The following is a 25,108-nucleotide window of genomic DNA, read 5'->3' as shown; positions in this document are numbered from 1 at the left end:
CTCCCCGCTTGCGGGGAGAGGTCGCCGCGTCTTCGCGGCGGGTGAGGGGGACTTTCCATCCACTCATCAGTTCGTGGAACGTCCCCCTCATCCGACCCGATCATGCTTCGCAAGCTCGGGCCACCTTCTCCCCGCAAGCGGGGAGAAGGCAAACTCCCCATTCCGCACTGCGAACCCGCATACCGCCCCCCATTTCCGCGGGTTGCACCGCCCCCCGCTCTGCGCCATATGGACCTCACACAGAGCAAGAGTGCATCCGAGGCGAATTTTATGGCCGACCCGATTTCAGACGTTCTGCAAGCCTTTGCCGCCGGCGAAATGGTCGTGGTGACCGACGATGACGATCGCGAGGGTGAAGGCGACCTCATCGTCGCCGCGTCGTTCTGTACCGCCGAGAAGATGGCCTTCATCATCCGGCATACCTCCGGCATCGTCTGTGCGCCGATCACCACCGAGGATGCGCGGCGTCTGCGGCTCGATCCGATGGTCGTCAACAACGATAGCAACCACACCACCGCCTTTACCGTCTCCATCGACTACAAGCCCGATGGCGGTACCGGCATTTCAGCCGATGAGCGCGCCTCCTGCTGCCGCGCACTGGCCAATCCGAATGCCGGCGCCAATGACTTCGCCCGTCCCGGTCATATCTTCCCGCTGATCGCTAGGGAGGGCGGCGTGCTGATGCGCTCCGGCCATACCGAAGCCGCCGTCGATCTCTGCAAGCTGGCCAATCTCGCGCCCGTCGGCGTCATCAGCGAATTGATGAACGACGATGGCTCGGTGATGAAGGGCCAGCAGGTCGTCGACTTCGCGGCCAAGCACAAGCTCAAGCATGTCACGATCGCTGACATGATCGCCTATCGTCAGGCCCGCGAGAAGCTGATCGAGCGCGTCTCGACCTTCACCACCGACAGTCCGATCGGCCCGCTGCACGGCTATTCCTATCGCTCGCCGTTCGATCCGATCCACCATGTTGCCTTCGTTTACGGCAGCGTCGGCGACGGCAAGAACGTGCTGACGCGCTTCCACAAGCCGAACATCGTGCGCGACGTGTTTTTCGGCCCGGCTAAGATGCAGCCCGTGCTGGAACGCTTCAAGAAGAACGGCAGCGGCGTGCTGGTCTATCTGCGCGATGGCGCCGCGGGCGTGCCCGTCGAGCCGCTCGATGCGCCGAAGTCGGCGGAAGCCGACCGCAACCGGCAGTGGCGTGAAATCGGCGTCGGTGCACAGATCCTGCGCGATCTCGGCGTCACCTCGATCCGCCACCTGACCTCGTCGACCCATGACTACAAGGGCCTGTCGGGTTTCGGCATCGAGATCGCCTGCAACGAACAGCTTGATGGCGATAGTTCAAAGAACTAAAATGCCGTAGCACGCAATGCGCGGGTGCCGCCTGAGACGGCATCCTGTTGAGCGAAACAGCGCTTGCGACCAGAACACGCGCAGCCAATGCGCATTACTCAGCCATGATGTGAAAGGGATTTCGATGAGCGTTGCCCCCAAGGCAAAGGACAAGCCGGCCGCTGCAAGTTTCCAGTGGGACGATGCGTTCCTGCTCGATAGCCAGCTCACCGAAGACGAGCGCATGATCCGCGACACCGCGCGCGCTTACGCCCAGGACAAGCTGCTGCCGCGCGTCAACGACGCTTATCTCAATGAGCATACCGACCGCGAGATCTTCAACGAGATGGGCGAGCTCGGCCTGATCGGCATCACGCTGCCGGAAGACTATGGCTGCGCCAATGCCAGCTATGTCGCCTACGGCCTCGTCGCCCGCGAAATCGAGCGCGTCGACTCGGGCTACCGCTCGATGAACTCGGTGCAGTCGTCGCTGGTGATGTATCCGATCTATGCTTACGGCGATGAGAACCAGCGCAAGAAATACCTGCCCAAGCTCGCCACCGGTGAGTGGGTCGGCTGCTTCGGCCTCACCGAACCCGATGCCGGCTCCGATCCCGGCGGCATGAAGACCCGCGCCGAGAAGGTGTCGGACGGCTACAAGCTCTCGGGCTCCAAGATGTGGATCTCGAATGCGCCGATCGCCGACGTGTTCGTGGTGTGGGCGAAGTCCGCCGCGCATGACAACCAGATCCGCGGCTTCATTCTCGAGAAGGGCATGAAGGGCCTCACGGCGCCGAAGATCGGCGGGAAGCTCTCGCTGCGCGCTTCGATCACTGGCGAAATCGTCATGGACGGCGTGATCGTGCCGGAAGAGAATCTGCTGCCCAACGTGTCGGGCCTCAAGGGTCCGTTCGGCTGCCTCAATCGCGCCCGCTACGGCATCTCCTGGGGCGTGCTCGGCGCCGCCGAGGACTGCATGGCCCGCGCCCGCCAGTACACGCTGGACCGCAAGCAGTTCAACCGCCCGCTCGCGGCCACCCAGCTGGTGCAGAAGAAGCTCGCCGACATGCTGACCGAAATCTCGCTCGGCCTGCAGGGCTCGCTCCGCGTCGGTCGCCTGATGGACGAAGGCAATTTCCACCCGGACATGATCTCGGTGGTGAAGCGCAACAATTGCGGCAAGTCGCTGGATATCGCCCGCATGGCCCGCGACATGCACGGCGGCAACGGCATCCAGGCCGAATACCATGTGATGCGCCATGCGCAGAACCTGGAGACCGTGAACACCTATGAGGGCACGCATGACGTCCACGCGCTGATCCTGGGACGTGCGATCACGGGTATCCAGGCGTTCGGTTAAGCGCCTACGCTTCAGGTTTCAAAGCTTCGAAATGCCCGGCCTCGCGCCGGGCATTTTTTATTTTGGCCATACTTCCGTCATTCCGGGGCGTGGCCGGCTCTTGCCGGACGCGAACCTGGAATCCCGGAGTGTTTGGCTACGGAGACTCCCATGTCGAGATTCCGGGCTCGGTCCCGCCGCCTGCGGCGTCGGCCCCGCCCCGGAATGACAGAGGGTTGACGTTCGCCCTTTCATGTATCATCATAAGTTACATGAGACGAGACAACCGCCTCTCTGCCACGCTGCATGCGCTGCTGCACATGGCCGAGCAGAACCGCCCGATGACCTCCGCCGAACTGGCCATATGCATGACCACCAATGCAGTGGTCGTCCGCCGCACCATGGCGGGACTGCGCGAAGCGGGCCTCGTGCGTTCCGAAAAGGGCCATGGCGGCGGCTGGGAGATCGCGCGCGACCTCGCAACCGTGACGCTGAAGGACATCTATGACGCGCTGGGCAAGCCCAGCCTGATGGCCATGGGTATTCATCTGGAAAGCCCGACCTGCCTCGTCGAGCAGGCTGTCAATCACTCGCTCACATCGGCCTTCGCGGAAGCGGAAGCCGTGCTGATCGGCCGCCTTGCGGATGTCACGTTGGCGCAGCTCGCCGCGGATTTTCACGCGCGGGCGGAGGATCATCGCAGCAAAATTCAGAGCAAGATTTCAAGGAAGACAAAATGAGTTTCGATGCCATCGTCATCGGCGGCAGCTATGCCGGCCTCTCCGCAGCGCTGCAATTGGCGCGTGCCCGCCGCAAGGTCCTGGTCATGGATTCCGGCCAGCGCCGTAATCGCTTCGCTGAACACTCCCATGGCTTTCTCGGCCAAGATGGCCGGGCCCCCGGCGCAATCGCTGCAGACGCCCGCGCGCAGTTGATGAAATATCCCACTGTCGAATGGGTCGATGCGACGGCCGCAGGTGGCTCGGGCGTCGTGAACGACTTCATCGTCAGCGCCGAGACCGGCACGCATTATCAAGCTAGGCGCGTCATCCTCGCCGCCGGCGTCGTGGATGCACTGCCGGATGTCCCCGGCCTCACCGAGCGCTGGGGCAAGCATGTGTTTCACTGTCCGTATTGCCACGGCTATGAATTGGATCAGGGTCGCATCGGCGTGCTGGCATCGTCCGAGATGTCGATGCATCACGCCTTGATGCTGCCGGACTGGGGATCGACGACGCTGTTTCTCAACGGCGCGTTCACGCCGGACGCTGAGCAGATCACGCAACTGATGCAGCGCAGTGTCACTATCGAGCGCGAACCGATCAGGCGATTGTCAGGCGCATCCATCGATGTCGAACTCGCCGATGGCCGCGTCATTCCGCTCGATGGCATGTTCACGCTGACGCGCACCAGCCCGGCGTCACCGCTCGGCGCACAGCTTGGCTGTGCCCTGGAAGACGGGCCGATGGGACCGTTCCTGCAGACCGACATGTTCAAGGAAACCACCGTCTCCGGCGTATTCGCCTGCGGTGACATGGCGCGCGCGACGGGCTCCGTGGCGCTTGCGGTGGGCGATGGCGCGATGGCCGGGGTCGGCGCGCATCGATCGCTGATGTTCGGGACGGGGCACGCGTAACTTCCAGATCTGTGCTTCCAGAGTTCGTCATGCCCGGGCTTGTTCCGGGCATCCACGCCTCGACGGCGCATACGGCAGGACGTGGATGGCCGGGACAAGCCCGGCCATGACGGTGTTTAAGCATGCATGGCAGGCGCGTCTCCGCGCTGTTGATTTCCCTAATCATGTTGCTAGTCATCACAGGCCAAGAACACCCTGGGAAGGACCGACCATGAGCGACAAGGATAACGGCGCCAACGACGACGTTCCGTTCAATCGCGATTACCCGCTCAAGCCCGGCGTCGTCGATCAGGTTCGCCCAAACGTGCGCCGGGTTCTCTGCAACAACCCCTCGCCTTTCACCTTTACCGGAACCAACAGCTATATCGTCGGCACCGGCAAGGTCGCGATCATCGATCCCGGCCCGGCCAATGACGCCCATCTGCAGGCGCTGCTCGATGCCGTGAAGGGCGAGACCGTGACGCATATTTTCGTCACCCACACCCATAGCGACCATTCACCGAACACTGCAGCACTCAAGGCCGCCACATCAGCCACGGTCTATGCCGAAGGTCCACACCGCGCCTCGCGGCCCCGCTTCGAGAGTGAGAAACATTCGCCGGAATCCGGCGCCGACCGCGACTTCAAGCCGGACGTGCTGGTGGCCGATGGCGACGTGATCGAAGGCGACAGCTGGGCGCTGGAAGGCGTGGCGACACCGGGCCATACCGCCAACCACATGGCCTTTGCCTGGCGCGAGAAGAAGTATTTGTTTGTCGCCGATCACGTGATGGGCTGGTCGACCTCCATCGTCGCGCCGCCCGATGGCTCGATGATCGACTACATGGCCTCGCTCGATAAACTCGCCGCGCGCGATGAGGACCTGTATTTCTCCGGCCACGGCCCGGACATTCCCGACGCGCAGCGCTATGTCCGCTTTCTCATTCGCCACCGCCGCGCCCGCGAAGCCTCGATCCTGCATCGCCTCGGCAAGGGCGAGGCGGATATCCCGACCATCGTCCGCGCAATCTATATCGGCCTCGATCCCCGCCTGACCAACGCCGCCGGCTATTCCGTGCTGGCGCATCTGGAAGATCTCGTCGCCCGCGGCCTGGTGCTGACAGATGGCGATCCAGTCATCGGCGGAAGCTATCGGATGGCTGCTTAACCTCTCCCCGCATTGCGGGGAGAGGGAGCGAGAGGACGGTGCGTCGGCTCGAAGTGAGACAGTCCTTACGGCAAATTCACGATCTCGACCCAGTTCGGATTCTTGCCCACCGCGGTTTCGCTCAGCTTGGTCAGGCTGCCCGTCGCCTTATCGATGGAATAGGCCGTCATGCTATTGGATAGCTGCCCGACCGCCAGCAGATAGCGACCTGACGGATCGATGTTGAATCCGCGCGGCTGCTTCTCCGTGGCGGTGGAGCCGAGCGACGTCAGCGCGCCGGTTTTGGGATCGATACGAAACGCCGCGATCGTGTTGCTGGTGCGCTCCGACGCATAGAGAAACTTGCCGTCCGGCGTCAGATGGATATCCGCCGCCCAGGGCTTGCCGTCGAATCCCTTCGGCAAGGCAGAAGCGACCTGCGTTTCCTTCTTCAACGTGCCGGTGGCAGCGTCCCACGGAAATACATAGATCGCCGCGTCGAGTTCGTTGAGCAGATAGACGAACTTCTTGTCCGGCGAGAACACCAGATGGCGCGGGCCGCCCTTGGCCTTCACGCTCACGGTCGGCGGATCGTTCGGCGTCAGCTTTCCCGCCTTGGCATCGAATTTCTGCTGATAGATCACATCGCCGCCGAGGCTCGTATGCAGCACATAGCGATTGGTGGGATCGACGATGATGCAGTGCGCGTTCGGTTCGGTGGCGACGACCTGCTGTGCCGGCGCGATCACGCCATTCGGCCCGATCGCATTCACCGTCACCTTGTTGCCGCCATAGGACGCGCTGAGCAGAAAGCGCCCGGTGCGATCGACCGCGATATAGGCCATGGAATCCGCCAGTGGCCCGGGGCCGACCAGTTTCAGTTTTCCAGTTTTGGCATCGATATCGAAGGTCACCGCTGTGTACGGCTCGTTGCGCAAACCAGCATAGAGCCGGTGCTTTTCGGGACTGATGGCCAGCGGCAGCGAGCCGCCGGGCTTCGCCGGTCCCGGCACCGCCACGGTATCGATCGCAGCGAGACTGCCATTCGCCTTCAGTTCGAGGATGCTGATGTTCTGGCTGTCGGCATTGCCGACATAGACGTAAGTGGCGGCACTGGCCGATGACATGATGAACCCTGTTGCTAACGGGAGCGACACGATCGCCAGCAGCGCCTTCAAACCGGCGCTGGCACGCGTGAATGGCCAACGGCGCGAAACGGAACGAACCCGTACGAGCATCAACACCTCCCTGCCTCTTTTCATTGGGAGGGATGATGCTACCGCCTTTTCGAATAGGCAAGCTGCGCTGCGGCAAAGTCGGAACCGCGAGATCAGAACCGGCCGGCCACCGTCACCCGCAAGGCCAGCGGTTCGACCGGATGCAGCACGCGATCCATGATGCCGGTCTGGCACACCGCGGCAGATGCCGTCGGCGCTCCACCGCCCGCCGGGAAACACATGGCGAATAGCGAGTCCGTCTTCAGCAGCGAGCCATAGGCATAGGTGATCTGGTCGGACTTGCTGTCGAGCATGTTGAAGGCATCGAGCTGGATGCGCCAGCCATTGTCGAAGCGGTAACCAACCTGGCCGTTCAGCAAACCCGTGGCTGGCGAGATGAAGGCCGCGTCTTCAGTCAGCGGACGCGGGCCGAAATAACGATAGCGCAAGGCGCCAAACCAGCCGGTGGCATCGCCCAGCCTGATGCCAGCCGAGGCGATCATGTTGGGCGCGCCAGGAATGAAATTGCCGGGCGCGTTGCCGATCTGCGAGGCCGGATAGCCATCGAGCTCCGCATAGGCCGCCGCCTGATCGGCATTGCTGCCGCGAAAGCGCGCACGCGTCATTGCGAGGTCGGCTTCAAGACTCAGCCATGATGTCGGTTTGTAGTCGTTGGTCCATTCGAAGCCGACGCGGCGGCTGGGACGACTGGCTTCAGTATCTCCGGCGTCACCGACGAACAGGATTTCGGAGGCCGAATCCAGCATGAAGAAGGCGACCGAACTGGTCAGACCCGGCACGAGCTTGGTGCGCAATCCGATCTCTGCACCCTTGGTCTTCACCAGGAATGGCGAGCTATCGACCGGCGATCCGTCGCTCGGCGATTCCTTGATGGTCACACCGCGCGCATCGTTGCTGTGAAAGCCCTCGCCGGCATTCAGGAACAGTTCAGTCCTGGCGAAGGGACCAATCACCAAACCTGCCTTGGGGCTGCCGATGGTCGCCGTGGCGCTGCCGGAGTTCACCGGATTGAAGAACGAATTGACCGTGGTGTCGTAATAGTCACCGCGCCAGCCGATATTGGTGCGCAGCCAGTCGGTCCAGAAGGTGGTGTTCTGGACGAACACGCCGACGCTGCCTTCCTTCACGCCGTCGCTGCGCGTGATGGACAGATATTGCCGCTTGATGGTGTTGCCGAGGCTGACATTGATATCGTCGTAGCGGCTCTGGATGCCGACCTCGGTTTCGTTGCGGAAGCCCGCGATAGTGTACTTGAATGTATGCGCGGCATTGATGCCGCCGAGCACGCGGTCGTCATATTGGTGAAACTGGTCGCCATTGACGGGATCGCTCAGAAAGAACGTGAAGTTGTTCCACAGATTGAGCTTGCTCTTGATGACGTAGAAATCGAGTTTGGTTGCGCTGTCGAGATCGGTTTGCCGGAGACGGCCGGACAGCGAGAAACGCTCCGAATTGCCGCCATCGCTGGGATCGAGCGCGCCATAGCGGCCGATCTCGCCGGAAGTGATTGCGCGCAGCGGCACCTGATCGGTGGAATTCCACTTGTTGCCATAGGCCATACCGGTCAGCGACAAACCATTGTCGGCGGTGCCCTGGCTGTAGCGGATCACGCCATTGAGCTTCTGGAGCTTGTCGGGATTGTCCCACGGGCCGTTATAGATATTGGCCTCGGCGGCCACCAGCAGCGTGCCTTCGCCGACTTTGCCCGAGGTGACGCCGAAGGCGCGGTTATAGCCGAAGCTGCCTGACGTGATCGACGCCATGGTGCGCGCAACGCTGTCGATCAGGCTGACATGAACTGCACCGACGGACGAGAAGTCGCCTTCGTCGGCGAAATACGGCCCCTTGCGGACGTTGACTGAATTGATCAGCTCGGGGATCAGAAAATTTGTATCGGCATAGCCCTGGCCGTGACCATGGGTCCGCATGTTCACCGGCATGCCGTCGATGAAGATGGCGAGATCCGTGCCGTGATCAAGATTCACGCCGCGCAGGAAATACTGGTTGGCTTTGCCGTCACCGGAATGCTGGGTGACGATCAGGCCGGGCGCGACTTCGAGCGCTTCGGCCGGGCGCGACAGCGGCCGCGCATTGACCTCGGCGCCGCTGATATTCTTCTCGCTGGCGGAGGCGACCGGCGTCTGCGCTGCACTGGCGCCGGGCGTGACACTCATGCCGCCGGCCCCCAACGTCGGTGCGGCAACATGGCGTGCCTCCGGGCGGCCTGCCTCATTCCCGCTGCGCGGTACACGTGGTTTGGCCGCAGGCCGCGGCGGCGCCTCGACTTCGACCGGCGACAGCACTGTCGCCGGCTGCGCAGCCGACGGCGTGACAGCTGCGAGCGAAGCCAGGGCGATTCCGGCCGATGAAAAGAGAGAGCGATGCAACGGTCAGTCGGCCGGGCTATGCTGGGTTCAACCGGAACACACTGGCATGCCAAGTATGATGAAGTCAAAGATTCGTCATACTATTTGAGAGGACCGATGCAGCGCATTACGATCACGCTCGATGACGACCTGATGGAAGAGCTGGATGCGATGATCGCCGAACACGGCTATCAGAACCGCTCCGAAGCGATCCGCGATTTCGCCAGGGCCGGCATGCAGCAGGCGACACAAGAGAAGGGCAAGACCGGCGAATGCGTCGCCGCCCTGGTCTATGTCTATGATCACGCCCAGCGCGACCTGTCACGCCGTCTGGTCGACACCTATCACCATCACCACGACCTCTCGCTGGCGACGCTGCATGTGCATCTCGACGGCGACAACTGCATGGAAGTCACGGCGCTGCGTGGCTCGGGCAGCGAGGTGCAGCATTTCGCCGATCACATCATCGCGGAGCGCGGCGTGAAATATGGCCGCGTGGTGATGATGCCGACGGGGAAGAAGGCGGAAGGGAAGAAAAAGGGGCACAGTCACGGGTGATGGGGGGCTTCCTTCCCCTCTCCCCCAGCGCGGCGAAGCAGCGCGCAGCGGGAGAGGGTGGATCGAACCGCGCAGCGGTTCGAGACGGGAGAGGGAGCGCCACAGGCTCCGTACGTTGTGGCGCCCCCTCTCCCGCCTTCGCTTCGCTCAGGCACCCTCTCCCACCTAGCGAAGCTGCGCTTCGCTAGGTGGGAGAGGGGAAGCAAGAAAGATCAATCCCAATCCGGCGCGAAGCCCGGATTGACCAGCCGCTGCGTCTTCGGTAGCGCCGCGATCGCCTTGCGGTCGTCGTCGTCCAGCGTGACCTTCAGCGCATCGAGATTGGCCTGCTGACTTTCCTTGCGCGACGCCTTGGGGATCGCCGCGACGCCATCCTGATCGAGCAGCCATTTCAATGCGACCTGCGCCGCTGACACGCCGTGCTTGGCGGCGATCTTTTTCATCACATCGTTGTCGGCCAGCCGGCCCTGACCGAGCGGGCAATAGGCCACCAGCGGGATCGACTTCGACCGCAGATAGGTCAGCAGCTTCGTCTGGTCGAGCAGCGCGTGATATTCAACCTGGTTGCAGGCAACCGGCGCGCCGATCTCCTCCACCGCCTGCTTCATCAGCTTGACCGGAAAATTCGCGACGCCGATGGCGCGGACGCGGCCCTCATCCTTCAGCTTCAGCAGCGTCTCGAAGATCGCCGGCAGGTTCATGCCCTTCGAGGGCCAGTGCACCAGATAGAGATCGATGACATCGAGACCGAGTTTCTTCATGCTGGTGTCGAAGGCGCGCCTGATGGCATCCGGCGCGAGATTCTCGTGCCAGACCTTGGTGGTGACATGCAGATCCCTCCGCGCGATACCCGAAGCCTTGATGCCGGCGCCGACTTCGGCCTCGTTGCCATACATTTCGGCGGTGTCGATGTGGCGATAACCGAGGCCGATGGCGCTTTCCACGCCGGCGACGCAGCCGTCGCCCGTGAGCTTGAATGTGCCGAGGCCGAGCTTCGGCACTGAAATGCCCTGCGTGTTCAGATTGTCCATGTCACTTCCTCAAGCATGTCAATTCTTCAATATGGCGAAACCGTCCGAGACGACGGCGCCTGAAGTGTTTGATACGGTGCCAGCCTGCAACGATAAACTCAAATCACCGGGAGAGTTTCAGCACCATGGAAAAGGCATTACGCGGATGGCTCGACTCCCACGGCCTGCTGGCCATCACTGCGGCCGTGCTTGGGGTCATCAGCCTGCTGGCCATGATCCTGGTGGTGGGCGGCTTCTGGCTGGCGCGCTAAACGGCATCATCTCACGATGTCGCTGGTGGGCTTCTGAATGTCGCCCATGGACTGGTGCCAATCCCCGAAATACGCGACACTCCGGGCCTGATCGCCACCCGGATTCTCCATGCGCTATTCGCTGACGTCGCTGCTCAGGCAAACCCTCACCGGCCACAAAGGCTGGACGCCGCAATGGCGTGATGCTGCGCCGAAACCCGAATACGACATTGTCATTGTCGGCGGCGGCGGGCATGGGCTGGCGACCGCCTATTATCTGGCGAAGGAATACGGCCTCAGGAACATCGCCGTGCTGGAGAAGAGCTGGATCGGGTCAGGCAATATCGGCCGCAACACCACCATCATCCGCTCCAACTATCTGCTCTCCGAGAACATCTCGCTCTATGAGCTGTCGCTGAAACTGTGGGAAGGCCTCGAGCAGGACTTCAATTACAACGCCATGGTCAGCCAGCGTGGTGTGTTGAACCTCTATCATTCCGACGGCCAGCGCGACGCCTATGCCCGGCGCGGCAACATGATGCGGCTGAACGGCGCCGACAGCGAGTTGCTGGACCGCGAGGGCGTGCGCAAACTCTATCCGTTCCTGAATTTCGACAATGCACGCTTCCCGATCCAGGGCGGCTTGTTGCAGAAGCGCGGCGGCACCGTGCGCCATGATGCCGTCGCCTGGGGCTACGCCCGCGGCGCCAGCGATCGCGGCGTCGACGTGATCCAGAATTGCGAAGTGACAGGGATCGATATCGTCGACGGTCATGCGGTGGGCGTGCAGACCTCGCGCGGCGCGATCAGAGCGAAAAAGATCGGCCTCGCAGTCGCCGGCTCATCGTCTCGTGTCGCAGCCATGGCCGGGATGCGGCTGCCGATCGAGAGCCACGTGCTGCAGGCCTTCGTCTCCGAAGGATTGAAGCCTGTCATTCCCGGGGTCATCACCTTCGGGGCCGGGCATTTTTATATCAGCCAGTCCGACAAGGGCGGACTCGTGTTCGGCGGCGATATCGACGGCTACAACTCCTATGCCCAGCGCGGCAATCTGCCTGTCGTCGAGGATGTCTGCGAAGGCGGCATGGCCCTGATGCCGGCGATCGGCCGCGCACGCATGCTGCGCAACTGGGGCGGCCTCGTCGACATGTCGATGGACGGCTCGCCGATCATCGACCGCACCCATATCAATGGGCTCTACCTCAATGCCGGCTGGTGCTATGGCGGCTTCAAGGCGACGCCCGGCTCGGGCTTCGTCTTCGCGCATCTGCTGGCGAAAGACGAACCGCATCCTGCTGCCAATCGCCTGCTGCTTAACCGGTTTCGCTCAGGCCACATCATCGATGAAAAGGGCCAGGGCGCCCAACCGAACCTGCACTGAGGCCCCATGCGCATCCCCTGCCCTTATTGCGGATCCCGTGATGCTTCGGAATTTTCCTATTCCGGCGACGCCACGCTGACGCGGCCCGCGCTCGAGAACACGGACGCGATGTTCGACTATGTCTATCTGCGCGACAATTCAGTCGGCGTTCACAGGGAATACTGGTATCACGCCGCCGGCTGCCACGCCTGGCTGAAGGTGACGCGCAACGTCTCGACGCATGAGGTGATCGACGCCGTGCTGGCCCATGATGAGGCTGCATCATGAGCATCTCGCGTCGCCTCGCCTCCGGCGGATTGATCGACCGATCGAAGCCGATCAATTTCACCTTCGACGGCAAGACCTATGGCGGCTATACCGGCGACACATTGGCCTCGGCGCTGCTCGCCAACGACACGATGCTGGTCGGCCGGTCGTTCAAATATCACCGGCCGCGCGGCATCTTCTCGGCCGGGCCGGAAGAGCCGAATGCGCTGGTGACGCTGCGCTCGGGCGCGCGCGCCGAACCAAACACCAAGGCAACCACAGTCGAGCTGTTTGATGGCCTGGACGCATCGAGCCAGAATTGCTGGCCGTCGCCAAATTTCGATCTGCGCGCCGTGCATCAGCTCGCCGGCCCGCTGCTCAATGCAGGCTTCTACTACAAGACCTTCATGTGGCCGGCATTGTTCTGGGAGAAATTCTACGAGCCCGCCATCCGTGCCTCGGCGGGCCTCGGCGCACTCAGCGGCCTCGACGATCCCGACACTTACGAAAAATCGCACGCCTTCTGTGACCTGCTGGTGATCGGCGCAGGTCCCGCGGGCCTTGCCGCAGCGCTGGCCGCAGGCCGCGCCGGTGCGCGCGTGATCCTCGCCGAAGAAGACTTCGTTCTTGGAGGTCGTCTGCTCAGCGACACCGCGCAGATCGATGGCATCTCAGCGGCCTCATGGGCGACGCTAGCTGAAGCCGAACTCGGCACGCTACCGAATGTCCGCATCCTCAAGCGCACCGCCGTGTTCGGCGTCTATGACGGCGAATATGGCGCCATCGAGCGCGTCAGCGATCATCTGCCGGTGCCACCGCCGTTCATGCCGCGCCAACGGCTGTGGAAGATCGTCGCCAAGCAATGCGTGCTCGCCGCTGGCGCGCAGGAACGACCGCTTGTATTTCCCGGCAATGACAGGCCCGGCATCTTGCTGGCTTCGGCATTGCGCACTTATGCCAACCGCTTCGGCGTGGTGCCGGGCCAACGCGTTGCGATCTTCACGACATCGGACGATGGCTGGCGCAGTGCGTTCGACTTGCAAGCGGCCGGCGCCGAGATCGCTGTTGTGGTCGATGCACGGACGGAGGTTTCGCCTGAGGTGCGCAAACTCGCTGGCAATGCACCGCAGTTTCTCGGCGCGCATGTCTCCGACACGTCAGGCTATCGCAGGCTGACGACGATCGAGATCACCGACAGTGCGGGCAAGACCCGCAGCGTGGCTGTGGACACGCTTGGCGTTTCCGGCGGCTGGTCGCCGAGCATCGGCATCGCCACGCATCTGGGCGGCAAGGGCAACTGGTCGGAGGAGAAATCCGCATTTCTCTGCAACGACATGCCGCCCGGCATGCAAATCGCGGGCGCCGCAGCCGCGCAATGGACGCTGGCGCGGGCATTGGAGAGCGGTACACTGGCCGGAGCAAAAGCTGCTTCGCATGTCGGCGTCGGCCTGCAGACGCAGAAGCCCATCACCGCCAGCGACGAGGCGTCCGGCAACAATCCGGTCTGGCTGTTTAAGAGATCGCGCCGCAAGGCGTTCGTTGACCTGCAGAACGATGTCACCGCGACCGATATTGCTCTCGCTGCGCAGGAGGGCTTCCGTTCGGTCGAGCAGCTCAAGCGCTACACGACTTTGGGCATGGCGACCGATCAGGGCAAGACATCCAATGTCAACGGCTTGGCGATCCTCGCCGGCGAGATCAGGAAGACCATCGCCGAGACCGGCGCGACGCGGGCACGCCCACCGCATGTCCCGGTCGCCATCGGTGCTTTCGCGGGCCTGCACAGCGGCAAGCATTTCAAACCGGTGCGACTGACCGCGAGCCACACAGCCTCCGCTGCATTGAACGCCACCTTCGTCGAAGCCGGCCAATGGATGCGCGCGCAGTGGTTCAATGCGCCCGGCGAGAATGACTGGCTGCAGAGCGTCACCCGCGAGGTGAAGGCTGTGCGCTCCAGCGTCGGCATCTGCGATGTCTCGACCCTCGGCAAGATCGCGCTGTGCGGCTCCGATGTCGGCACGTTCCTCGACCACGTCTACATCAACACCTTCTCGACGCTGCCCGTCGGCAAGGTGCGCTACGGCGTGATGCTGCGCGAGGACGGTTTCGTGATGGACGACGGCACCACCGCGCGGCTCTCCGCCGATCACTATGTGATGACCACCACGACCGTGAATGCCGGCAAGGTGATGCAGCATCTCGAATACTGCCATCAGGTGCTGTGGCCCGAACTCGACCTGCAGATGGTCTCGGTCACCGAGCAATGGGCGCAGTATGCCGTCGCCGGGCCTAAGTCGCGCGAGCTGCTGCAGGCATTGCTCGACGATGCCTTCGATGTCTCCAACGAGTCCTTCCCCTATCTGGCCTGTGCCGAATTCCATGTCGGCAACATTCCGCTGCGGCTGTTTCGCGTCTCGTTCTCCGGCGAACTCGCTTACGAGATCGCCGCGCCCGCGGGCTATGGCGAGGCGCTGTTCAACGCGCTGATGCAGGCCGGCAAGCCGCTCGGCGTTACGCCCTATGGCACCGAAGCGCTCAGCGTGATGCGGATCGAAAAGGGCCATGTCGCCGGCTCCGAACTCAACGGCCAGACCGTGGCGCGCGATCTCGGGCTTGGACGCATGATGTCGGTGAAGAAGGAGTTTATCGGCCGCACCATGGCGGCGCGTGAAGCGCTGATCGATCCCGACCGCCCTACGCTGGTCGGCCTGCGCCCCGTCGATCGCAGCCAGCGCCTGCGCAACGGGTCACTGCTGTTCGCGCGCGGCGTGACGCCTGCGCCGGACAACAATGCCGGATTCATCACGTCGACGGCTTTCAGCCCGGGCAATAATCACTGGATCGGCCTTGGCCTGCTGGCGCGCGGACCGGAACGGCACGGCGAGGCCATCCGCGCCTGGGACCCCGTACGCTCCGGCGATCTCGAACTTGAGGTCGTCGATCCCGTCTTCGTCGATGCAGAAGGAGCGCGGTTGCGTGCTTGATCTCGCTCACATCTCCGCCTTCGCTGAGTTGCGCTCCATGGGCGATGGCCGCGGTGTCATCGCACGCGGGCGTCGCGGCATCGCCATTGCTACCGTCATGGCCCGCAGGGGCCAGAGTGCCCCGCTCGCTGCTGCCGTGAAGGAACAGTTCGATATCAACCTGCCACTGGGACCGCACGGCTCCGGCAGCGATGCGACGTCGTTTCTCGGCACCGGTCCCGGCCGCTGGCTGGTGACGCATGATGCGGGCACACCGCGTTTCGTCAATAGCCTTGCGCAGCAGCTCGACGGCCTCGCCTCCGTCGCCGATCAGTCCGACAGCGTTGGCCTGCTCCGGCTGTCAGGTCCGGCCCTGCTCGATGTGCTCGCCAAGGGCGTCGCCATCGATCTTAGCGCCGCGGCGTTTCCCGCCGGCAGCGTGGCCGCCACGCAGGTCGCGCATATGGGTGTGACGCTGTGGAAGGTGGATGAAGCGCCGACTTTCCACATCGCGGTTGCGCGCAGCATGGCTGGGAGTTTCCTGCATTGGCTGGAAGCGTCGGCGGCGATGGTCGGGCTGGCGGTGGAGTAGTCGTTTCTTAACCTCGCCCCGCTTGCGGGGAGAGGTCGGAGCCGAGTGGCTAGCGAGGCTTCGGGTGAGGGGGAGCTAGTGTTCTACTCGCTAGCTCCCCCTCACCCGTCGCGACAAGCTTCGCTTGTCACGCCACCCTCTCCCCGCAAGCGGGGCGAGGGAAGCAAGCCGCTCCATCCAACTAATATCCCCGGCTGCGATCCACCGAATCTTTCGGCTGCACGCCCAGCTTCACGGCTTCGGCCGTCGCCAAAATCGTATCGCCGATCGCGGTCATCGTGACCTCGCAGGCGTCGTGCGGCGTCAGCACGATCTGCGGATGCGACCAGAACGGATGGTCTTTGGGCAGCGGTTCGGTGTGGAATACATCGAGTGTCGCGCCGGAGAGCTGTCCGCTGGCGAGCGCATCGAGGATATCCTGCTCGACGGAGTGCTCGCCGCGACCGACCTGAATGAGATAGCTGCCGCGCGGCATCCTGGCGAACAGGCTTGCATTGAGGATACCGCGGGTTTCCTCGGTGAGCGGCAGCAGATTGACCAGTACCCCTGAGCCCGCGAGCATCGCGTCGAGCCCATCGCTGCCGTGGAAGCCGATCACACCCGGCGTCGTCGGCTTGGCCGAGCGGCTCCAGACCCGGACGGGAAAGCCGAGCATCGCCAGATCGGACGCGACGCGCGCGCCGATGGCACCGTAGCCGAGAATGCCGATCGCAACCTCGGACGGGCGACGTCCGCCGCCGAGGCGCTTCCATACGTGATCGCGCTGGTTCTGCAGATAAGTCCCGAACTGGCGCTGGTGATAGATCACGTTCCAGATCACGAAGCCCGACATCATCTGCGCCTGTGCCGGCTCGACCACGCGCACCACATCGATACCGTCGCGCAGGCTTGGACAATTCAGGATGCTGTCGGCACCGGCGCCGATGGAACACGCCGCCTTCAGGTTCGGATAGTGATCGAACGCATCCGCATGCGGATGCCAGCTCACCGCCATGTCGATTTTAGCGGGATCGGTGCCGTCGAGATGGTCGACAAAATTCACCTTGCCGTCGAGCCGGGCGATCTCGTTGGTCAGGTATTTGCGCAGGTTGATGGTCCTGCTCAGGAAAACGCAAGTCACGGGAGGCGTCGGCATAAGGTCATGCGGCCTGGGATGGCGAACTCTGGCCGGGGACGGCGCCGAGCAATTCGCGGGTGTAGGGATGTTCCGGCGACGCGAACAGCTGCGCCGTCGGCTTCAGCTCGACGATGACACCGCGCTGCATCACCGCGATGCGATCGCAGATCTGTGCGGCGACACGAAGGTCGTGGGTGATGAACAGCATCGAGAGACCAAGGCGGGCCTTGAGGTCTTCGAGCAGCTTCAGCACCTGCGCCTGCACCGAGACGTCGAGCGCGGAGACGGCTTCGTCGGCGACGATGATCTCCGGATCCATCGCAAGCGCGCGGGCGATGCCGAGACGCTGGCGCTGGCCGCCGGAGAATTCATGCGGATAGCGGTCGAGCGAACCGGCATCGAGGCCGACCATCCCCAGCAGATCACGCGCACGCTGCATCGCGATCTTGGGATCGGTGCCGCGGGCGATCGGGCCATCGGTGATGATCTGGCCGACCCGGCGACGCGGATTGAGCGAGGCGAACGGGTCCTGAAAGATCATCTGGATGCGGTGGCGCTGCGCGCGCAGCGCCTTGCCTTCGAGGGCCGTGAGATCGATATCCCCGATGCGCACGGTGCCGCGGTCGGCCTCGATCAGACGCATCACCAGACGCGCCACTGACGATTTGCCCGAACCGGACTCGCCGACCAGGCCGACGGTCTCGCCCTGCATGATGGAGAACGTGACTTCGTTGGCCGCCTGCACGCGGCGATCCGGCTTGAACCAGCCGCCCGAGGTCACATAGGTCTTGTCGAGGCCGATGACCTCGACAGCCTTCGCATTTTCATCCAGCGACGCGCGCACCGGCGGATGCATCGACGGCACGGCAGCGAGAAGCGCCTTGGTGTAATCGTGCTGCGGATTCCTGAAGACGGCGTCGATCGAGCCTTCTTCCACGATCTTGCCATGGCGCAACACCACGACACGATCGGCGATATCGGCAACGACGCCGAAATCGTGGGTGATGAACATCACCGCCATGTTGCGGCTGCGCTGCAGATTGCGGATCAGCTTGAGGATCTGAGCCTGCGTGGTGACGTCGAGTGCCGTGGTCGGCTCGTCGGCGACGAGCACCGATGGTTCGAGCGCAAGTGCCATGGCGATCATCGCACGCTGGCGCTGACCACCGGAGAGCTGGTGCGGATAGGCGCGGATGATGCGCTCTGGATCGGGCAGACCGACTTCCTTGGCGAGGCTGAGGGCCTTGGCGCGGCGCTCCTTCGGCGTCAAAAGATTATGCGCCTCGAACATTTCCATCATCTGCTCGCCAATCCGCATCAGCGGATTGAGCGCGGTCATCGGCTCCTGGAACACCATGGCGATGCCGCGGCCGCGCACTTCGCGCCAGCCGCTTTCGTCCAGCTTCAAGAGATTCTGCCCCTCGAACAGAACTTCGCCGGTCTCGGTCTTCACCGTATCCGGCAACAGGCCCATCAGCGCGTGCGCGCACATGGATTTGCCGGAACCGGATTCGCCGACGACGCAGACGATTTCACCGGGAATGAGATCGATGGAGACGCCATCGACCGCATAAGGGCGTTCGGCGCTCTTCGGCAAAGCAATCTTCAGGTTCTTGATGGAAACGGCGGGGGTAGCGGTCATCAGCGGCTATCCTTCGCCAGGCGCGGATTGAGCGCATCGTTGAGGCCTTCGCCGATCAGGTTCATGCCGAGCACCGAAATCAGGATGGCGACGCCGGGGAAGACCGTGATCCACCAGGCTTGACGGATCACCGTCCGGCCCGCGCCGACCATGTAGCCCCAGGACATCAGGTTGGGATCGCCGAGGCCGAGGAACGACAGCGAGGATTCCAGCAGGATCGCATTGGCCACCATCAGCGACGCCAGCACGATCACCGGCGACAGCGCATTCGGCAAAATCTCGCGCGAGATGATCCAGGTATTGCTCTGGCCGGTCACGATGGCCGCCTGGACATATTCGCGCGTGCGCAGCGACAGCACCTCGCCGCGTACCAGACGCGCCACCGGCGGCCACGAGACGATGGCGATGGAACCAACGATGGAATAGATCGACGGCTGCAGGATCGCCACGAGCACAATGGCCAGCGGGAAGCTCGGAATGGTCTGGAAGAACTCGGTGAAGCGCATCAGGGCGTCGTCGACCTTGCCGCCGAAATAACCGGCGATGGCGCCGAGCGGCACGCCGATGGTCAGCGCCACCGTGGTCGAGACGAGACCGACGAGCAACGACACGCGTGCGCCGTAGATCAGGCCGGCGAACACGTCGCGGCCCAGCGCATCGGTGCCGAGGGTCACCATGGGATTGGTGAAGGGCGGCAGGAACGGCCGCTGCACCATGCGCCAGGGCGAGGTCGGGAAGATCATCTGCCCGAACAGCGCGACGAAAATCGCAAGCGTGATGATGACCAGACCGATAACGCCGCCGGGATTGCGCAGCATCAATTTCCAGAACTTCTTCATGATGCAAACTCGATGCGTGGATCGACCAGTCGATAAACGAGGTCGGTGACGAGGTTGAAGATCAGGACCATCGCCGAGCAGACCACGAAGACGCCGAGCAGAAGGTTATAATCGCGTTGCAAGAGCGCCTCATAGAGCAACCTGCCAATGCCGGGCCATGCAAACACCGTCTCGGTGAGCACGGCGCCGCCGACCAACGTACCGGAATGGACGCCGGCCAGCGTCACCACCGGCAGTAGCGCGTTGCGCAGCACGTGGCGGCGCTGGATGATGTTGTCGCGCAGGCCCTTGGCGCGGGCGGTCTTGACGAAATCCAGCCGCTTGACCTCAAGCATCGAGGCGCGCGTCATGCGCGTATAGGTCGCCATGAAGAACAAGCCGATGGTCATCGCCGGCATCACCAGATGCAGAGCCACGTCTTTCACATGTGCCCATCCGGTAAAGTTTCCACCGACGGTCTCGTAGCCGAAGCTCGGCAGCCAGCCGAGATAGACCGAGAACAGCAGGATCGACATCAGCGCGACCCAGAAGATCGGCGTGGCATAGAACAGCAGCGCCGAGACAGTGATGGCGGTGTCCGCCCACGTCCCCGCAAATCTCGCGGCCAGCGTACCGAATGTGATGCCCAGTAACAGCGATATGCCGAACGCCGTCAGCGTCAGCAGCAGCGTCGCCGGCAGACGCTCGGCGATCAGCTTCGCGACCGGCATCTGCTGGCGGAACGAGAAACCGAGGTCGAGGGTGACGACACCCTTCACGTAAATGAACAGCTGCTCCGGCAGCGGTTTGTCCAGTGAGAACTTTTCACGCAGCTGCTGGACGAATTGCTCATCGCTGGCGCCGGCCTCACCGGCCATCACCGCTGCGGGATCACCGGGCGCAAGACGGATCAGGAAGAAGTTCATCACGATGATCGCAAGCAGGACGAACACGCCCTTCACGATCCTCTGGGCAACGAATGACAGCATCAGAGGTCCATCGCATTCAGGTCAGAGTACACAAAGAAAACCCGTGACGATCCCAGGGATCGTCACGGGCATCAGGCTGAAAGCTTACTTGTCGATCCAGGCGTCGCGGAAGCCGTCATTGACGCCGATACCGGTCGTGATCAGGTTCTTGATCTTGCAGTTGGTGATGGTCGGGAACTGCAGTTCAAGCTGCCATGCCACGGGCACGTCTTCGACGAGGATCTTCTGGACCTTCTCGTAGATTTCCTTGCGCTTCGAATCCGGCGTGGCAACGGCGCCCTCTTCGAATAGCTTGTCGACCTCGGGATTGGAGTATCCCTCGAGATTGTTGAAGAGCTGGCCCTTGGCGATTGCGCTCGTCACGTAGTTGCGGCCAACGCCGAGCGCCGGATCGCCGTACTGATAGAGATAGGTGAAGGAGATATCGTAATCCCACTCCATGTTCTTCTGGTTCGAACCAGGCACGTCGGTGGCGATGGTCTCGATATTCATGCCGACGTCGACGAGGTTCTGCTTCACAGCTTCACCCCAACGCGACCAGGTTTCGCCGTAAGGCAGCGGCATCAGGCGGACCTTCTCGCCCTTGTAGCCGGCTTCCTTCAGCAGCGCCTTGGCCTTGGCCGGATCGTACGGGTACTTCTGCACGTTGTCGGTGTAGAACTTGATCGCCGACGAGGACGGGCCGGTAGCCACCTTGCCGAGGCCGTTCCAGATCACGTCCCTGGCGAATTCGCGGTCCACCGCATACATGATCGCCTGACGAACCTTCTTGTTGGCGAGCACGGGGGTGCGGTTGTTGAGCCACATCCAGGCCATCGGCGAGAAGAACTCCCAGCCGTCGCCGGTGACGCAGGTGTTCGGCAGCTTGCTGACGCGCGGTACGTCGAAGTTCTCGATCGAACCGCCGGGCAGCACATCGACCTTGCCGGTCTCGTAGGCCACCGAACGCGCAGCGGCGTCCGGAATGATCTGCCAGTAAATGCCGTCGATATAGGGCTTGCCCTTGACGTGGTAGTTCGGGTTCTTCACCAGCTGGATGAATGAGCCCTTCTTCCATTCCTTGAACATGAACGGGCCAGTACCGATCGGCGTATTGTTCGCCGGATTGGTCTTGACGTCGGAGCCTTCATAGATGTGCTTCGGGATGATCGGCATCGAGCCGACTTCGAAGATGCCGATGAAGGGGCCAAAGGGCTGTTTCAGCGTGAAGACGACGGTGTAATCATCCGGTGCTTCGACCTTGTCGAGCTGCACGAGGTTGTTGCGCGCGCGGGCATGGGTGACCTTGAGCGTCTCGATGGAGAACAGCACGTCGCCAGCGGTGAACGGCTTGCCGTCGTGCCAGGTCACGCCCTGCTTGAGCTTGAACGTGTAGGTTTTCGCATCCGGGCTGATGGTCCAGCTCTCGGCGAGACCGGGCTGCGGCTCCAGTGTCTTGCTGTAGCGCAGCAGGCCTTCATAAATGTTGCCCGAGACCATCTGGGTCGGGCCGTTCTGGACGAGTGCCAGCATCAGGCCCGGCGGCTCTGGCTGGATCACCGCATTGATGGTGCCGCCCATCTTCGGCTCCTGCGCGAGCGCCATCGTGCTCGTGAAGACGAGCGGGCTCACGCTGGTCAGTGCCAAAGCCAATACAAATTTCTTCAACATATCTTTCCCCTTAGTGCCGGCTGGCACGTAACCCAGATCAGTTGACGATGTGTAGCGGAAGTCGGATCAATTCTTGTAATCGGCGTCCGTGCGATCGAGCATGCGCTTGAACGCTTCCCACTCGCTGTCCGGCTTGCCGCCTTCGGTGCCATGCACCTTGTCGTAACCGCGGTCATACTGGCCGGCGGTGTGTGCGGCAATGGCGTGGGACGGGCGAATGACTTCTGCGCCGGTTGAAAGAATCGCGAGCTGCGCGCGGCAGGAGCGCTCCATGTTGAACATCAGCTTGAAGGCCTCACCAACCGAGCGGCCGCAGGTGAGCAGGCCGTGGTTGCGCAGGATGAGAACCATCTTGTCGCCGAGATCGGCGACCAGGCGCTCACGCTCGGACAGGTCCAGCGCGATGCCTTCGAAGTCATGATATGCGATGCGGTCGGTGAACTGCATCGACCACTGGTTCAGCGGCTGCAGGCCGTCCTTCAGGCATGACACGGCAACACCGGCAACGGTATGCGTATGCAGCACGCACTGCGCATCGTGGCGCGCAGCGTGAACGGCGCTGTGAATGGTGAAGCCGGCCGGATTGATGCCGAGGCCGAGCGGATCGTCGACAACTTTACCGTCGACGTCGACGGTGACGAGGTTGCCGGCCGTCACTTCCTCGAAGCGCATGCCATAGGGATTGATCAGGAAGCGGTCCTGGGTGCCGGGGACGCGCACCGAAATATGCGTGTAAATGCTGTCATCGAGGCCGAGGCGATGGATCAGGCGATAGGCAGCGGCGAGGTCGATACGGACCTGCTTGGCGGCATCGAGGGTCGGCGTAAGGTTTGCGTGCATATTCACAGGCGCGGTTCCCGGCTTTTTTAAGGTGCGGGCAGGAAACACAATCGCATGGCAGCTCGCAAGATTAAACTGTCGACAATCGACGATTAATTCTTGTACAGGGGAAGAAACGGGTCCCCCGCATGCGTTTGATGTCTCCTCCAGTTGGTCTGACCGCCCTCGCCGACACCGATCTTGTCGGGCAGGTCGCACGCATCCTGACCCAGGCCATCATCAAGGGGCAGCTGCTGCCCGGCGCCAAAGTCGTCGAAGCCGGCATCGCCCGCGAGCTCGGCGTCAGCCGCGCCCCTGTCCGCGAGGCTGCACGGCTGCTCGAGCAACAGGGCCTGCTGGTCTCGCATCCGCGCCGCGGCTTCTTCGTCCGCAAGCTCGAAGCGACGGATATCGACGAGGTCTACGACCTGCGCATTTGCGTCGAATGTCATGCCGGCGTGCTCGCCTCCAAGAACATGACGCCTGCCAATCGCGACATGCTGCGCCGGCAGATCGACGTCATGCATGAGACTGCCGCGATCGACGATCACGCGCGACAGATCGAGGAAGATTACAAATTTCATCGCATGATCTGCGAAATTGCCGGCAGCAAACGCCTGTTGCGATTGTTCGACGATCTTGCTTCGGAACTGCGTATGACGATCGGCCTGATCGGCCGGCTCTATGACGATCCGCACCGTATTGCGCAGACCCATGAGGCACTGCTCGAAGTCCTCGAACAGGGGCATCCCGATATCATCACCGCGCGGATCGACTATCACATCGGCGCTGCCTGGCGCGAAGTCGGCAAGCTGGTCCGCGAACTTCCCTCCTCAACGAATGGAGCCGCTACGTGAAGGCAGTGTATTCCGACAAGCACAAGAGCCATGATCCGCAGTTCTTCCTAGTGCGCGGTCAGGTCCGTAAAACCACCGAGCAGCCGGAGCGCGCCGAGCGCCTGCTGAAAGGCCTCGCCGACGGCAAGCACACGATCGTCGCGCCGACCGAATTCGGCCAGGGCCCACGTGCCCGCGTGCACTCGCCGGAATATTTGCGCTTCCTCGAAGGCGCCTGGGAAGAATGGATCAAGCTGCCGGACTACGGCCCGGAAATGATCGCCAATATCCACCCGAACCGCGTGGCGGGCAGCTATCCCACCCACATCACCGGCAAGCTCGGCTGGCACACCGCCGATACCGCGGCGCCGATCGGTCCAGGCACCTGGCTAGGTGCCTGCGCATCCACCGACGTCGCCGTTACCGCGGCGCAGATGGTGATGGACGGTGAGGACGCGGTCTATGCGCTGTGTCGGCCGCCCGGCCATCACGCCTATCGCGACATGGCCGGCGGCTTCTGCTTCATGAATAATTCGGCCATCGCCGCCGAGCATCTGCGCACCAAGCATGAGCGCGTCGCAATCCTCGATGTCGACGTGCATCACGGCAACGGCACACAGGGCATTTTCTATGCGCGTCCGGACGTGTTGACAGTGTCGATCCATGCCGATCCCGTCGGTTACTACCCCTTCGTCTGGGGCTATGCCCATGAGAAGGGCGAAGGCAACGGCCTCGGCACCAATCTCAATATTCCGCTCGCGCTCGGCACCGGCGATGACGGCTTCATCGACGCGCTCGCTGTCGCCGAGAAGACCATCAAGTCGTTTGCGCCGACCGCCCTCGTTCTCGCCCTCGGCCTCGATGCATCCGAGCACGATCCGCTGGCCGCACTCAAGGTCACCACCCCGGGCTTCAAGCGCATCGGCGAAGCCGTGGCGCGCATGGGCCTGCCCACGGTGCTCGTTCAGGAAGGCGGATATCTCTCGGATATCCTAGGCGCCAACCTCACCTCGACCCTCGCCGGTTTCGAAGCCGCGCGGTGATTGGACTTATCGAGTGAACACCAGCACGCCGCGCTCTCTTAACCTCTCCCCGCTCTGCGCGGGGAGAGGTCGCCGCGTCTTCGCGGCGGGTGAGGGGCATGGCACGGCGCTCATCGCACGCACTGCACTTGCGGATCGCAAGAGCCC

At 62.8% G+C, this 25,108-nt stretch carries 22 protein-coding genes; 13 read left to right on the top strand and 9 right to left on the bottom strand.

Annotated elements, in window-relative coordinates:
• Nucleotides 1-270 precede the first annotated feature (270 nt).
• The 5 genes from ribB to AB8B02_RS30000 all read left to right on the top strand — a co-directional run bounded on the left by ribB (nucleotide 271) and on the right by AB8B02_RS30000 (nucleotide 5,463).
• The gene (gene ribB / locus AB8B02_RS30020) at nucleotides 271-1,362 is read left to right on the top strand and encodes a 3,4-dihydroxy-2-butanone-4-phosphate synthase (protein ID WP_120289113.1); all 1,092 of its coding nucleotides are present in this window, start codon (nucleotides 271-273) and stop codon (nucleotides 1,360-1,362) included.
• A gap of 124 nt (nucleotides 1,363-1,486) precedes the next feature.
• Nucleotides 1,487-2,701, top strand: coding sequence for an acyl-CoA dehydrogenase (locus AB8B02_RS30015; protein WP_120288483.1), 1,215 nt, complete (start codon nucleotides 1,487-1,489; stop codon nucleotides 2,699-2,701).
• A 251-nt stretch (nucleotides 2,702-2,952) separates the two neighbouring features.
• Nucleotides 2,953-3,420 carry an Rrf2 family transcriptional regulator gene (locus AB8B02_RS30010; protein WP_120288482.1) on the top strand — a complete coding sequence of 156 codons (468 nt, stop codon included), beginning with the start codon at nucleotides 2,953-2,955 and terminating at the stop codon, nucleotides 3,418-3,420.
• Nucleotides 3,417-4,316, top strand: coding sequence for an NAD(P)/FAD-dependent oxidoreductase (locus AB8B02_RS30005; RefSeq protein WP_120288481.1), 900 nt, complete (start codon nucleotides 3,417-3,419; stop codon nucleotides 4,314-4,316). Before AB8B02_RS30010 ends, AB8B02_RS30005 begins: the two co-directional genes overlap by 4 nt.
• Before the next feature lie 211 nt (nucleotides 4,317-4,527).
• A complete protein-coding gene (locus AB8B02_RS30000) occupies nucleotides 4,528-5,463 on the top strand; it encodes an MBL fold metallo-hydrolase (protein ID WP_120288480.1) in 936 nt (311 codons plus the stop codon).
• 65 nt (nucleotides 5,464-5,528) lie between these two features.
• Here AB8B02_RS30000 and AB8B02_RS29995 read toward each other — a convergent pair whose 3' ends face one another.
• Entirely contained in the window at nucleotides 5,529-6,680 is a 1,152-nt protein-coding gene (locus tag AB8B02_RS29995; RefSeq protein WP_120288479.1) for a lactonase family protein, read from the bottom strand.
• 92 nt (nucleotides 6,681-6,772) lie between these two features.
• Nucleotides 6,773-8,854: a TonB-dependent receptor gene (locus tag AB8B02_RS29990; RefSeq protein ID WP_231081208.1), complete on the bottom strand. Its 2,082-nt coding sequence runs from the start codon at nucleotides 8,852-8,854 to the stop codon at nucleotides 6,773-6,775.
• A 309-nt stretch (nucleotides 8,855-9,163) separates the two neighbouring features.
• On the opposite strand from AB8B02_RS29990, the gene nikR reads away from it, so the two are divergent.
• The gene (gene nikR, locus AB8B02_RS29985) at nucleotides 9,164-9,604 is read left to right on the top strand and encodes a nickel-responsive transcriptional regulator NikR (RefSeq protein ID WP_120288477.1); all 441 of its coding nucleotides are present in this window, start codon (nucleotides 9,164-9,166) and stop codon (nucleotides 9,602-9,604) included.
• A gap of 212 nt (nucleotides 9,605-9,816) precedes the next feature.
• Here the strand turns inward: nikR and AB8B02_RS29980 are convergent, their stop codons facing one another.
• Nucleotides 9,817-10,635, bottom strand: a complete 819-nt coding sequence (locus tag AB8B02_RS29980) for an aldo/keto reductase (RefSeq protein WP_120288476.1) — start codon at nucleotides 10,633-10,635, stop codon at nucleotides 9,817-9,819.
• A gap of 125 nt (nucleotides 10,636-10,760) precedes the next feature.
• Here AB8B02_RS29980 and AB8B02_RS29975 point away from each other — a divergent pair, with 125 nt between their 5' ends.
• From AB8B02_RS29975 to AB8B02_RS29955, 5 genes are all read left to right on the top strand, one after another.
• Entirely contained in the window at nucleotides 10,761-10,886 is a 126-nt protein-coding gene (locus AB8B02_RS29975; protein WP_256461202.1) for a hypothetical protein, read from the top strand.
• A gap of 109 nt (nucleotides 10,887-10,995) precedes the next feature.
• Nucleotides 10,996-12,246 carry a sarcosine oxidase subunit beta family protein gene (locus tag AB8B02_RS29970; RefSeq protein ID WP_120288475.1) on the top strand — a complete coding sequence of 417 codons (1,251 nt, stop codon included), beginning with the start codon at nucleotides 10,996-10,998 and terminating at the stop codon, nucleotides 12,244-12,246.
• 6 nt (nucleotides 12,247-12,252) lie between these two features.
• Entirely contained in the window at nucleotides 12,253-12,513 is a 261-nt protein-coding gene (locus AB8B02_RS29965; protein WP_120288474.1) for a sarcosine oxidase subunit delta, read from the top strand.
• Nucleotides 12,510-15,476: a sarcosine oxidase subunit alpha family protein gene (locus AB8B02_RS29960; protein ID WP_120288473.1), complete on the top strand. Its 2,967-nt coding sequence runs from the start codon at nucleotides 12,510-12,512 to the stop codon at nucleotides 15,474-15,476. The genes AB8B02_RS29965 and AB8B02_RS29960 overlap by 4 nt, the downstream gene beginning before the upstream one ends.
• Nucleotides 15,469-16,047, top strand: coding sequence for a sarcosine oxidase subunit gamma family protein (locus tag AB8B02_RS29955; protein WP_158596753.1), 579 nt, complete (start codon nucleotides 15,469-15,471; stop codon nucleotides 16,045-16,047). The genes AB8B02_RS29960 and AB8B02_RS29955 overlap by 8 nt, the downstream gene beginning before the upstream one ends.
• Before the next feature lie 181 nt (nucleotides 16,048-16,228).
• On the opposite strand, the gene AB8B02_RS29950 is transcribed toward AB8B02_RS29955, so the two are convergent.
• From AB8B02_RS29950 to AB8B02_RS29925, 6 genes are all read right to left on the bottom strand, one after another.
• Complete coding sequence (locus AB8B02_RS29950) at nucleotides 16,229-17,167, bottom strand: 2-hydroxyacid dehydrogenase (RefSeq protein ID WP_120289112.1); 939 nt, start codon at nucleotides 17,165-17,167, stop codon at nucleotides 16,229-16,231.
• Nucleotides 17,168-17,186: 19 nt separating this feature from the next.
• On the bottom strand, nucleotides 17,187-18,806 hold the full coding sequence (locus AB8B02_RS29945; protein WP_120288471.1) for an ABC transporter ATP-binding protein: 1,620 nt from the start codon (nucleotides 18,804-18,806) through the stop codon (nucleotides 17,187-17,189).
• The gene (locus AB8B02_RS29940; RefSeq protein ID WP_093759485.1) at nucleotides 18,806-19,645 is read right to left on the bottom strand and encodes an ABC transporter permease; all 840 of its coding nucleotides are present in this window, start codon (nucleotides 19,643-19,645) and stop codon (nucleotides 18,806-18,808) included. The genes AB8B02_RS29945 and AB8B02_RS29940 overlap by 1 nt, the downstream gene beginning before the upstream one ends.
• Nucleotides 19,642-20,613 carry an ABC transporter permease gene (locus tag AB8B02_RS29935; RefSeq protein WP_120288470.1) on the bottom strand — a complete coding sequence of 324 codons (972 nt, stop codon included), beginning with the start codon at nucleotides 20,611-20,613 and terminating at the stop codon, nucleotides 19,642-19,644. Before AB8B02_RS29935 ends, AB8B02_RS29940 begins: the two co-directional genes overlap by 4 nt.
• An 84-nt stretch (nucleotides 20,614-20,697) precedes the next feature.
• Entirely contained in the window at nucleotides 20,698-22,263 is a 1,566-nt protein-coding gene (locus AB8B02_RS29930) for an ABC transporter substrate-binding protein (protein ID WP_439065877.1), read from the bottom strand.
• 66 nt (nucleotides 22,264-22,329) lie between these two features.
• A complete protein-coding gene (locus AB8B02_RS29925; protein WP_093759488.1) occupies nucleotides 22,330-23,103 on the bottom strand; it encodes a class II aldolase/adducin family protein in 774 nt (257 codons plus the stop codon).
• Between the two features lie 137 nt (nucleotides 23,104-23,240).
• Here AB8B02_RS29925 and AB8B02_RS29920 point away from each other — a divergent pair, with 137 nt between their 5' ends.
• Both AB8B02_RS29920 and AB8B02_RS29915 read left to right on the top strand, forming a co-directional pair.
• Complete coding sequence (locus AB8B02_RS29920; protein ID WP_231078048.1) at nucleotides 23,241-23,939, top strand: GntR family transcriptional regulator; 699 nt, start codon at nucleotides 23,241-23,243, stop codon at nucleotides 23,937-23,939.
• Entirely contained in the window at nucleotides 23,936-24,961 is a 1,026-nt protein-coding gene (locus tag AB8B02_RS29915; RefSeq protein WP_120288468.1) for a histone deacetylase family protein, read from the top strand. The genes AB8B02_RS29920 and AB8B02_RS29915 overlap by 4 nt, the downstream gene beginning before the upstream one ends.
• The last annotated feature ends 147 nt before the right edge of the window (nucleotides 24,962-25,108 follow it).

This window comes from Tardiphaga sp. 862_B3_N4_1 (genome assembly GCF_051811085.1).
Classification (GTDB): domain Bacteria; phylum Pseudomonadota; class Alphaproteobacteria; order Rhizobiales; family Xanthobacteraceae; genus Tardiphaga; species Tardiphaga robiniae.
Note: the sequence above shows the minus strand (reverse complement) of the source record. Positions and strands in the feature narration are given on the sequence as shown.

Bases quoted from the DNA above. Each gene is read 5' to 3' on its own strand.
- AB8B02_RS30000 (WP_120288480.1), top strand. From the start codon at position 4,528: ATGAGCGACAAGGATAACGGCGCCAACGACGACGTTCCGTTCAATCGC.
- AB8B02_RS30005 (WP_120288481.1), top strand. From the start codon at position 3,417: ATGAGTTTCGATGCCATCGTCATCGGCGGCAGCTATGCCGGCCTCTCC.
- AB8B02_RS30015 (WP_120288483.1), top strand. From the start codon at position 1,487: ATGAGCGTTGCCCCCAAGGCAAAGGACAAGCCGGCCGCTGCAAGTTTC.
- nikR (WP_120288477.1), top strand. From the start codon at position 9,164: ATGCAGCGCATTACGATCACGCTCGATGACGACCTGATGGAAGAGCTG.
- AB8B02_RS29940 (WP_093759485.1), bottom strand. From the start codon at position 19,645: ATGAAGAAGTTCTGGAAATTGATGCTGCGCAATCCCGGCGGCGTTATC.
- AB8B02_RS29945 (WP_120288471.1), bottom strand. From the start codon at position 18,806: ATGACCGCTACCCCCGCCGTTTCCATCAAGAACCTGAAGATTGCTTTG.
- AB8B02_RS29995 (WP_120288479.1), bottom strand. From the start codon at position 6,680: ATGCTCGTACGGGTTCGTTCCGTTTCGCGCCGTTGGCCATTCACGCGT.
- ribB (WP_120289113.1), top strand. From the start codon at position 271: ATGGCCGACCCGATTTCAGACGTTCTGCAAGCCTTTGCCGCCGGCGAA.
- AB8B02_RS29935 (WP_120288470.1), bottom strand. From the start codon at position 20,613: ATGCTGTCATTCGTTGCCCAGAGGATCGTGAAGGGCGTGTTCGTCCTG.
- AB8B02_RS29930 (WP_439065877.1), bottom strand. From the start codon at position 22,263: ATGTTGAAGAAATTTGTATTGGCTTTGGCACTGACCAGCGTGAGCCCG.
- AB8B02_RS29920 (WP_231078048.1), top strand. From the start codon at position 23,241: ATGTCTCCTCCAGTTGGTCTGACCGCCCTCGCCGACACCGATCTTGTC.
- AB8B02_RS29965 (WP_120288474.1), top strand. From the start codon at position 12,253: ATGCGCATCCCCTGCCCTTATTGCGGATCCCGTGATGCTTCGGAATTT.
- AB8B02_RS29925 (WP_093759488.1), bottom strand. From the start codon at position 23,103: ATGCACGCAAACCTTACGCCGACCCTCGATGCCGCCAAGCAGGTCCGT.
- AB8B02_RS29980 (WP_120288476.1), bottom strand. From the start codon at position 10,635: ATGGACAATCTGAACACGCAGGGCATTTCAGTGCCGAAGCTCGGCCTC.
- AB8B02_RS29960 (WP_120288473.1), top strand. From the start codon at position 12,510: ATGAGCATCTCGCGTCGCCTCGCCTCCGGCGGATTGATCGACCGATCG.
- AB8B02_RS30010 (WP_120288482.1), top strand. From the start codon at position 2,953: ATGAGACGAGACAACCGCCTCTCTGCCACGCTGCATGCGCTGCTGCAC.
- AB8B02_RS29975 (WP_256461202.1), top strand. From the start codon at position 10,761: ATGGAAAAGGCATTACGCGGATGGCTCGACTCCCACGGCCTGCTGGCC.
- AB8B02_RS29970 (WP_120288475.1), top strand. From the start codon at position 10,996: ATGCGCTATTCGCTGACGTCGCTGCTCAGGCAAACCCTCACCGGCCAC.
- AB8B02_RS29990 (WP_231081208.1), bottom strand. From the start codon at position 8,854: ATGAGTGTCACGCCCGGCGCCAGTGCAGCGCAGACGCCGGTCGCCTCC.